The following is a 9,337-nucleotide window of genomic DNA, read 5'->3' as shown; positions in this document are numbered from 1 at the left end:
GGTGACCGACGCTTTTCTTTTAATTCTTTTCCTTTCATTTGATTTACTTTAACGTAAACCCTTTTCAGGACAAGACAGACCGATAACGAGACTTACGAAGTTTTTAAAACTTCGTAAGTCTTACTCTAAAAATACGTCATTGCTGTAAGGAGGAACGACGAAGCAACCCCGGTTTGCAGAGCCGCTCTGTATAGCATCGTAATTGCGAGGCACGAAGCATTACGATGCTACCTGCTTCAACCAGCTGCCTATAAGTAAACTCAATATATATGTAAAAACCCCTTTCTTGTGTGTCAGAAAGGGGTTTTCTTTTTATATCTGTAAATATTTTTATTAGAATGGCAGATCGTCATCATCCGGGGCTGCGCTCAAGTCAACCGGTGGGGCGTATTCAGGTGTAGCACTTGCGCCGGCACCGCTTAATACGTTAACTTTCCATAACTGCAATGAGTTAAAGTATGATTTTTTACCCGTTTTGTCAGTCCACGGGCGACCTTTCAAATTAAAGAATACTTCAACGTCATCACCTGTTTTAACAGTGTCAAGCAGGTTGCAACGATCTTGTATAGCTTCAAATTTAAGGTATTCAGGGTATTGCGGGTTCTCTACGTATTCAATTATCAGTTCTCTCTTTTTTAGCGAGTCAGTAACCTGTACGGTTGGTGACACTTCGTGTACTTTGCCTTTGATGTCCATAACTACAAATATATTAAAATGTAAAGTTAATGGTAACAAATTAAAATTGAGGTGTATTTAATTCATAAATTCGCAGAAATATTATGCAAGTTTTCCACAACGAAAGTAAAATCATCATAACCTGTAACAAAAGGTTATCGCCCTACCTGCAACAAGAAGTTGAGGAACTGGGCTTTACCCCAACCCGTGTCTTTCAAACCGGTGTTGAGTTATTGGGTACTGTTACCGATTGTATACCACTCAACCTTAACCTGCGCTGCGCAAGCCAGGTGCTATACTCATTAAAAACATTTACCGCGAATGATCCGCAGGAGTTGTACGACAACCTGGTTGAAATTGAGTGGGAATTACTGATAGACTTTACCGGTTATTTTTCGGTAACGTCAAATGTTAATAACGAGCATATCCGCACCCCGCTTTTTGCCAACGTTAAGGTAAAAGATGCCATTGTTGACCGTATTAAAAAAGTAAAAGGCATCAGGCCAAACTCAGGTGCCGATAATAATAAAACCGTAGTACACCTGTACTGGCAGGATGATAAGGCCGAAGTATTTATCGATACATCGGGCGAAACACTGGCTAAGCACAGTTACCGCAAAATACCGGGCAAAGCACCAATGCTGGAGGCGCTGGCCGCGTCAACCATTATGGCTACCGGTTGGGACAGGAAGAGCACCTTTATTAACCCTATGTGCGGTTCGGGCACGCTCGCTATTGAGGCGGCCCTGCTGGCTACTGATAAACACCCGGGCCTTTTCCGGATGAATTATGCCTTTATGCACATTATGGGTTATGATGAGCAGGTGTTTTTTGTGGAGCGCCGTAAATTAAAAGATAAAGCGAAGAAGGAAACCGGCTTTAAAATTATAGCTACCGACCTCTCTGCCGACGCGGTTGAAATTGCACGCCGTAATGCCAATACCGCCGGTGTAGAACATTTGATAGATTTTAACGTTTGTGATTTTGCGGATACCGAAGTACCCGAGCAACCGGGCGTGGTAATGTTTAACCCCGAGTATGGCGAGCGTTTAGGCGTGCACACCAAGCTGGAGGCTACCTACAAACGTGTGGGAGACTTTATGAAACAGGATTGCAAGGGTTATAAAGGTTATATATTTACCGGTAACCCCGATCTGGCTAAGAAGATAGGGCTGAAGGCGTCGCGCAAAATTGAATTTTATAATGGTAAGCTGGATTGCCGCCTGCTCGAATACGAGCTATACGATGGCAGCAAACGCGAACCGAAAGCAGAAGAATAAATGAGAAAAATAATAATCGCTATTTGTATCCTCCTGGCATCGCGCGCGGCAATGGCGCAGCAGGAACTCGCCTTCCCGTTTCAGGGAGGCAATAAGGTAATGGGCAAGTTTTTTAAGGATAGCCTAATGGTTACGCCCGAGATTATAAAAAAACGGGCTACCGGTACGGCTGTATTTAAGTTTACTGCTGATGAAAAAGGCAATATCAAAAAGATAATTATTTATTATGCCGATGATTATGTGCTTACCATACCTATTATAGAAGCCTTAAAAAGATCGAACCATAAATGGATCATCCCTGATAAGGAAAAAGTGCACGATTTTATTTTGCCGTTCTCTATCAATTTTATTCCGCCGCCAACAGGGGCCGATAAGGTAGAGAAAGAAGCCTATGATTATTATGTAAAGCGTAAGCCAATCATGTCATTTGACCAGGTTCCGCTGGATATGGCGACGCTGTTGCCTACGGTAACTATTAATTATAGCTTGAAGTAAGCACACTATCAGTTTTCGATATTCAGACTTACGAAGTTTTTAAAACTTCGTAAGTCTTTTTTATTCCCACCGCCGTCGCTCCGGCTCCAGCCGGGTGACAACTATCCCACGGCCTCCGGCCGCTCTAAATAAGTCGTCGCTATACTTTATACACATTTGCAAAGAGCTTAATATGCTTTTTACAAGCGCTTCGCTTTCATCACATAATAACTTTGCTTAAGCCGATTTAGCTAATTATTGTACATCGATATTCACAATTTCTCGCTTATTATCAGTATATTATAAATTATTTGTACATAAAGTTATTATTAAAAAATCCGTGCTTAAAAATTTCTCGTTAGTACTGCAATTAATACGCGATGAGACTATGAAAGATTCACTGAGCCTTAAGATAAGAAGTGTTGCAGCTAACATCAGGAAACAGCGTGAGTCCAAAAACTACACACAGGAGTATTTGGCAGCTAAGCTGAAGATATCGCAAAACGCATATAGTAAAATTGAACTGGGTTATACGAAAATAACCCTCGAACGACTTTTTCAAATTGCTGACGTGTTGGGCGTGAGCAGTATAGATCTTATAAATATTGATCAGTTTGAGGCAGCGTAGTTAACGCTGTTTCAAACTGCTATATTTGCCTGATGTTGACACAAGAGCAGGCATCACTAATAGAAAAAACGAAAGCGTTTGTACGCGATACGCTTCAAAATGCCGAGGGCGGCCACGATTGGTGGCACATTAACCGGGTTTGGAATAATGCCAAACTGATAGCCCGCGGCGAACAAGCCAATCAATTTATTGTTGAATTAGCAGCCCTGCTGCATGATATTGCCGATGCCAAATTTCATGGCGGTAATGAAGATATTGGTCCGCAGGTGGCCGGCGACTGGCTGCGCAGCATCCATGTTGATGAAGAAACGGTGCACCATGTTCAGCAAATTATCAGGTACATGTCGTTCAAGGCCAGTTTTGGTGAGCAGGTGTTCAGTTCGCCCGAAATGCTGATCGTTCAGGATGCCGACAGGCTGGATGCCATTGGTGCCATAGGTATAGCGCGGGCATTTAGTTACGGAGGTTTTAAAGGCAGGGCAATGTACGATCCGCAAATAAAACCCAACCTCAACATGAGCAAAGAGGAATACAAAAATACCACAGCCCCAACCATCAACCACTTTTACGAAAAGCTTTTGCTGCTGAAAGATAAGATGAACACCACCACCGGCCGGCAGTTAGCACAAGAAAGGCACGCCTTTATGGAGAACTACCTTCAACAGTTCTTTTTAGAATGCGGAGAAGAATAACGGGATAAAAGAAAAAAAAGCCGGTTAGCAAAAACTAACCGGCTTTCTTATTATCAACGCAGAAAATCTTATCTCCAGATTCTCAACTCTTGCTTCTCTCACTCCCCCTTCAGGGGGCTGGGGGGTTAATTGTCTCTTTCTTTTTCCTGGTAACTTTGCACTATCGCTATGGCACCGTCAACGGCATCGCTTAGGGTAGTTACAAAAGCGCCGGGTTGGGCCAGGCCAATTACATAGCCTACAGCTTCGGTATTGGTTAACCCTATCACCTCGAATGATTGCGATGGATTTACTTCCATCATACCCTCGGTCATCAGGCCAATGATGTTCTCTTTGGTGCGGCCGCGGGTGTGATTTTCCTGACGTATAACAATATGATCAAACATGGTAGCTGCTAAACGGCCCAGTTCGCGCAGGTCATCGTCGCGCCTGTCGCCGGTACCGGCTATCAGTCCAATTTTTTGCGGCGAATCAACATGTTTTAAAAACTCCCTTACACCAATGTAGCCATCCGGGTTATGCGCGAAATCGATCATGAAGCGGAACTCCTTAAAATCGAAGATGTTCATCCTGCCCGGTGTTTGTGCTGCCGACGGAATAAAGGTTTCCAGCGAAATGCGTATGTCCTCGGTTTTAAAACCGCACAGGAAGGTGGCCAATGTAGCCGCCATTACATTATCAATCATGAAAGGCACGGTACCGCCAAAAGTTAACGGGATGGCAATAGTACGTTGCACACGAATCTTCCAGTCGCCTTTAATAATGGTGATAAAGCCATTTTCGTAAACGCAGGCAATACCGCCTTTTTTACAGTGTGCCTTAATTACAGGATTTTTTTCGTTACGGCTAAAGTAAGCGATGTTGCAATGCGCGCGTTTACCAATACGTACGCAATATTCGTTATCGGCATTTAATACACCCCAGCCATCCGTTTTTACCGAATCGATAATTACGCTTTTAACACGGGTAAGGTCGTCCAGGTTATGTATATCGGCCAAACCAAGGTGATCTTCCTGTATATTGGTGATCACGCCTATGTCGCTTTTGCCAAATCCCAATCCCGAACGTAAAATACCTCCGCGGGCGGTTTCGAGCACCGCGAAATCAACAGTAGGGTCTTTCAGTATAAATTCGGCGCTTACCGGGCCGGTGGTATCGCCTTTCAGCAGCATGGTGTTCTGCACGTAAATACCGTCGGATGTGGTAAAGCCCACCCGGTGCCCGTTGTTTTTTACAATGTGGGCAATGAGGCGGGTAGTAGTGGTTTTACCATTGGTGCCGGTTACAGCTATAATAGGGATCCGTGCCGATTTACCTGCCGGATACAGCATATCAATCACATGCCCGGCCACATTACGCGGCAAGCCTTCGCTGGGCGCTACGTGCATCCGGAAACCCGGCGCGGCATTTACTTCCAGTATTACACCGCCGGTTTGGGTTAATGGTTCGGTAAGGTTTTCGGCCATTATATCGATACCGCAAATATCCAGGCCGATGATCTTCGAGATGCGCTCGGCTATAAAAACATTGTCGGGGTGTACATGGTCCGTAACATCTACCGATGTACCGCCGGTACTCAGGTTAGCGGTCGATTTTAAAAATACCGTTTCACCTTCCGGCGGAACACTCTCTAAAGTATACTCCCTTTTTTCAAGCAGGTCTAAAGTATCTCGGTCTACAGATATTTCGGTAAGTACATTTTCGTGTCCGTAGCCACGGCGGGGGTCGGTGTTTTCCTTGTCGATGAGTTGCTGTACCGTGAGTACGCCATCGCCTTTAACATGGGCGGGCACACGCAATGCGGCGGCAACCATTTTATTATCTATCACCAGTACACGAAAATCGTACCCGGTAACATAACGTTCAACAATTACCCGGCGCGATATTTTGGCGGCAAACTCATAAGCCGCGATAGAATCTTCACGGGTTTTTACATTAATGCTGATACCCCGGCCATGGTTACCATCCAGCGGTTTAAACACCAGCGGAAAGCCTACTTTACGTATCACTTCGTCAACCTGGTCGGTTGATGAAATGGTCATGCCCTTGGCAACGGGAATAGCTTGTTCCTGCAACAATCGCTTGGTTTCTTCCTTGTTGCTGGCAATATCAACGGCTATGCTGCTTGTTTTTTCAGTCATGGTGGCGCGAAAGCGGACCTGGTTTTTGCCGTAGCCCAATTGTATCAGCGATTGATTGTTCAACCGGATCCACGGGATATCGCGCGCTATGGCCTCATCAACGATGGAACCGGTGCTTGGGCCAAGGCGAGTGTTCTCGCGTATTTCGCGCATCTGCTGTATGTCGTGCTCCAGGTTATATTCTTCGCCATCAATCAAAGCCTGTGCTATACGTACGGCAGCTTCGGCAGCATAAACGCCTACTTTTTCTTCAATGTAATTGAAAACAACATTGTAAATGCCGGTGGTTTTGGTTTGGCGGGTGCGGCCAAAGCCGGTATTCATGCCTGCCAGGGTCTGAATTTCGAGGGCGATGTGCTCAATAACGTGACCCATCCAGGTACCGGCAATTACGCGTTCAAAAAAACCGCCCGGTACGCCCGGCGAGCAGCGGTGCTCGTATAATGAGGGGATGAGTGCCTTCATGCGTTCATAAAACCCCGCTATTTCATTGGTGGGTTTATGCTCAAGCTCCTGCAGGTCTAACCGCATTTGAATTAATTTTTTACGTCTGATGCTCCATATGTTAGGGCCGCGTAACACTTGTATATTCTCAATCTTCATAAGTAAGGTGCCGGAGTGTGATTTTTTGTTCCTAAAACTAAGAAACGTAACAATGGAAAGAAACTTTTGATGTGCAAATCCGTCACTTTTTTAAAAATACCCTATTGTTTCTGAGCTATTTTATCTTAATTTGTATTAAGCGATATAAAATATGGGTGTCCCGAAAGGTAAATTGATCATAATAGGCGGTGCAGTTGATATGGGCAGCAACATAAGCGCCCAGGAACATATAATGCAGCCCAATTATATCAAGTTTTTTGAAAAGGGGATATTAAGGCGCATTATCACCGAATCTGCCAATCACGAGGCTTCGGTAGTGGAGGTAATAACCACCGCCTCGCAAATTCCTGAACTGGTGGGCGATGAGTATATCAAATCGTTCGGGCAGTTGAATGTTACGCATGTAAATGTAATGCACATTAAAAGCAGGGAAGATGCCGGCCGTAAAGAATACCTCGACCGCCTCAACAAAGCTGATGTAGTGATGTTCAGCGGCGGCGACCAGCTGCGCCTTACCGCTATTTTTGGCGGTACTGAATTTTTGCAGATCCTGAAAAGGCGCTATCAGAAAGAGCATTTCGTGATAGCCGGTACATCGGCAGGCGCGGCAGCGGCTTCCACTCACATGATCTATCGCGGACAAAGCAACGAGGCACTGGTAAAAGGCGAAGTACAAATTACCGCCGGACTGGGTTTTGTTGACGGTGTTATTGTGGATACCCACTTTGTACAGCGCGGTCGCATAGGCAGGTTACTGTACGCGGTAGCCAGTAACCCCGGCATATTAGGTATCGGTTTGGGTGAGGATGCAGGTTTGCTGATCACCGAAGGCAGCATGATGGAAGCCATAGGCTCGGGCCTGGTAATACTGGTTGACGGTAAATCAATGGTTGAAACCAATATATACGATGTAGAAATAGGCGACCCGGTATCTATCGAGAACCTTAAAGTGCACGTAATGTCTATATTTGATAAATACGATTTGCAACAGCACAGGCTGTTAATAAAAAAGGCCATAAAGGTAGAGGATGGTGTATTCCTGAACATGCCCGGCAATGATGATCTTTTACAATGATCGTATCATAAAAAACACAATCGTCCGTTATAAACTAATTGTACCCAAATGAAGTTAATTATCCACGGCGGTTTTTTCAGCGAGTCGCAAACTAACCAGGAGGTTAAACAGGCCAAGCAAAGTGCTTTAAAGGAGATTGTAGAGGCCGGTTATAAATATCTGGAAACCCATACCGCGCTCGAAACTGTGGTACGCACCGTAGGTTTGCTGGAGGATTGCGAACTGTTTAATGCCGGTACCGGTTCCCAAATACAAAGCGACGGTAAAATAAGATTGAGCGCCTCCCTCATGGATGGCAAAACCCAGCGATTTTCGGGCGTTATCAATATTGAGGATGTAAAGAACCCTATTTGTATAGCCGAAAAATTATTGGCTTATGAAGACAGGGTGCTAAGCGGCAAAGGCGCGCAGGATTTCGCGCGCGAGAACGGCTTTAAATATTACAGCCCCGAAATACCGCAGCGCCGTAAGGAATACGAAAAAAAATTAAGTGACTCTATCCGTTTAGGTACCGTTGGCTGTGTAGCGCTTGATGTTTACGGCAATATCGCGGCGGCTACATCAACAGGCGGCAAGGGCTTTGAAATACCCGGCCGCGTGAGCGATTCGGCCACCACGGCCGGTAATTACGCCAATGCTTTTGCAGGTATATCATGCACCGGTGTTGGCGAGGATATTGTAAGCGGATCAATTGCTACTAAGATAGTTACGCGCGTAAGCGATGGTTTTTCGCTGCACGCGGCATCTGATAAAACCCTCGACGAATTAAAACCGTATAATGGCTTCGCGGGCATAATCGGTATTGCTGCCAACGGTGATATTTACCACGACGATACCCATCCTTACATGGTTTGGGCATTGTGCGACGGCGAAACCGAGGTATTTGAATAACCCGCGCAAACTATTGTATATCTGGTAATTAATAATTATGTTTGAGTACCAGTTAATTTATTAAACCCGGGCAAATAAATACATGAAATATTTTGTACTTGTTCTCTTTTGTTCAATAAGTTTTTCGGCATCGGCACAGTGGTGGAGGATTGGCCCTTTAAAGGGGAAACGCTTTCCGCCCATAGCTAACACGACAAACCATTCCGTTGAAAAAATAAAGTTTGAGGCCGTATCGTGCCCAAAGATAATAAGCAGTGAGTTAATAAGCTGGTACCGCCTTAATATGGCCGAGTACAAAACCATGCGTAATGCCCAGCATAATATGCGTTTTAGGGAGTACAGCACGGCAAGCTATAACTTTAGCGATCTGGCAAATATTTATATCAAGCAAAACCGCCTTTCCGAAGCTAAATGGTACCTGTTGCAAAGCATCCTGATATCGCGCCGCGAAAATAACAGCAGGCATACCCTTGCCAATTTGATAAGCCTTGCCAATGTTAAAATTGATATGGGCGATGTTAACCTTGGCCGTCAGGATTTGTTGGAAGCCAGGCAGATAGCCAGCAGTAACGGTTGGAAGGCAGATGAAAAAGTAATAGTTAAAAAGCTGGAAAGCATACAGGGAATTAACTCGCAAGCCCCCAAAAGCGAATTAAAGTATGCCGACAATGTTGAGCCGGTTGCAAAATCAAAGTAGTAATAATTATACTTTTTTGTAACAATAGCGTAAAATGCCGAGTCATATACAATACAAGTAAAACATTATCGTAATATTGTTATTCAATTAATAAGTAGATGGACAGCATAATATGCTGTCTTTTTTTACATTAGCAAATAAATAAAAAGAGGCACAAGTATTGATGTTGAACATAAACCTT

9 protein-coding genes are annotated in these 9,337 nt (G+C 44.6%); 7 read left to right on the top strand and 2 right to left on the bottom strand.

Features of this window, described 5'->3' with window-relative positions:
• Positions 1–333: 333 nt before the first annotated feature.
• A complete protein-coding gene (locus AC07NA_RS18885; RefSeq protein ID WP_345213154.1) occupies positions 334–696 on the bottom strand; it encodes a DUF3127 domain-containing protein in 363 nt (120 codons plus the stop codon).
• Positions 697–779: 83 nt separating this feature from the next.
• Here AC07NA_RS18885 and AC07NA_RS18880 point away from each other — a divergent pair, with 83 nt between their 5' ends.
• The 4 genes from AC07NA_RS18880 (at position 780) to AC07NA_RS18865 (ending at position 3,749) form a co-directional block, all read left to right on the top strand.
• Positions 780–1,955, top strand: coding sequence for a THUMP domain-containing class I SAM-dependent RNA methyltransferase (locus AC07NA_RS18880; protein ID WP_494899111.1), 1,176 nt, complete (start codon positions 780–782; stop codon positions 1,953–1,955).
• Positions 1,956–2,450 carry a hypothetical protein gene (locus AC07NA_RS18875; RefSeq protein ID WP_494899110.1) on the top strand — a complete coding sequence of 165 codons (495 nt, stop codon included), beginning with the start codon at positions 1,956–1,958 and terminating at the stop codon, positions 2,448–2,450.
• A gap of 367 nt (positions 2,451–2,817) precedes the next feature.
• Positions 2,818–3,057, top strand: a complete 240-nt coding sequence (locus AC07NA_RS18870) for a helix-turn-helix domain-containing protein (RefSeq protein ID WP_345213151.1) — start codon at positions 2,818–2,820, stop codon at positions 3,055–3,057.
• Between the two features lie 32 nt (positions 3,058–3,089).
• Positions 3,090–3,749: an HD domain-containing protein gene (locus AC07NA_RS18865; protein WP_494899109.1), complete on the top strand. Its 660-nt coding sequence runs from the start codon at positions 3,090–3,092 to the stop codon at positions 3,747–3,749.
• Between the two features lie 125 nt (positions 3,750–3,874).
• Here AC07NA_RS18865 and cphA read toward each other — a convergent pair whose 3' ends face one another.
• Complete coding sequence (cphA, locus tag AC07NA_RS18860; protein WP_494899108.1) at positions 3,875–6,493, bottom strand: cyanophycin synthetase; 2,619 nt, start codon at positions 6,491–6,493, stop codon at positions 3,875–3,877.
• Between the two features lie 151 nt (positions 6,494–6,644).
• On the opposite strand from cphA, the gene AC07NA_RS18855 reads away from it, so the two are divergent.
• From AC07NA_RS18855 to AC07NA_RS18845, 3 genes are all read left to right on the top strand, one after another.
• Positions 6,645–7,568, top strand: a complete 924-nt coding sequence (locus AC07NA_RS18855) for a cyanophycinase (RefSeq protein ID WP_345213148.1) — start codon at positions 6,645–6,647, stop codon at positions 7,566–7,568.
• Positions 7,569–7,616: 48 nt separating this feature from the next.
• Positions 7,617–8,459, top strand: a complete 843-nt coding sequence (locus AC07NA_RS18850; protein ID WP_494899107.1) for an isoaspartyl peptidase/L-asparaginase — start codon at positions 7,617–7,619, stop codon at positions 8,457–8,459.
• A gap of 82 nt (positions 8,460–8,541) precedes the next feature.
• The gene (locus AC07NA_RS18845) at positions 8,542–9,156 is read left to right on the top strand and encodes a hypothetical protein (protein ID WP_494899106.1); all 615 of its coding nucleotides are present in this window, start codon (positions 8,542–8,544) and stop codon (positions 9,154–9,156) included.
• Positions 9,157–9,337: the final 181 nt, after the last annotated feature.

The sequence above is a fragment of the Mucilaginibacter sp. GW821-FHT07G05 genome (genome assembly GCF_059418565.1).
The sequence above is the reverse complement of the archived record's forward strand: the minus strand, read 5'-3'. Positions and strand labels throughout refer to the sequence as shown.

What these genes read in the sequence shown, in the direction of transcription:
- AC07NA_RS18885 (WP_345213154.1), bottom strand. Translation starts at nt 696, where the DNA reads ATGGACATCAAAGGCAAAGTACACGAAGTGTCACCAACCGTACAGGTT.
- AC07NA_RS18880 (WP_494899111.1), top strand. Translation starts at nt 780, where the DNA reads ATGCAAGTTTTCCACAACGAAAGTAAAATCATCATAACCTGTAACAAA.
- AC07NA_RS18875 (WP_494899110.1), top strand. Translation starts at nt 1,956, where the DNA reads ATGAGAAAAATAATAATCGCTATTTGTATCCTCCTGGCATCGCGCGCG.
- AC07NA_RS18870 (WP_345213151.1), top strand. Translation starts at nt 2,818, where the DNA reads ATGAAAGATTCACTGAGCCTTAAGATAAGAAGTGTTGCAGCTAACATC.
- AC07NA_RS18865 (WP_494899109.1), top strand. Translation starts at nt 3,090, where the DNA reads ATGTTGACACAAGAGCAGGCATCACTAATAGAAAAAACGAAAGCGTTT.
- cphA (WP_494899108.1), bottom strand. Translation starts at nt 6,493, where the DNA reads ATGAAGATTGAGAATATACAAGTGTTACGCGGCCCTAACATATGGAGC.
- AC07NA_RS18855 (WP_345213148.1), top strand. Translation starts at nt 6,645, where the DNA reads ATGGGTGTCCCGAAAGGTAAATTGATCATAATAGGCGGTGCAGTTGAT.
- AC07NA_RS18850 (WP_494899107.1), top strand. Translation starts at nt 7,617, where the DNA reads ATGAAGTTAATTATCCACGGCGGTTTTTTCAGCGAGTCGCAAACTAAC.
- AC07NA_RS18845 (WP_494899106.1), top strand. Translation starts at nt 8,542, where the DNA reads ATGAAATATTTTGTACTTGTTCTCTTTTGTTCAATAAGTTTTTCGGCA.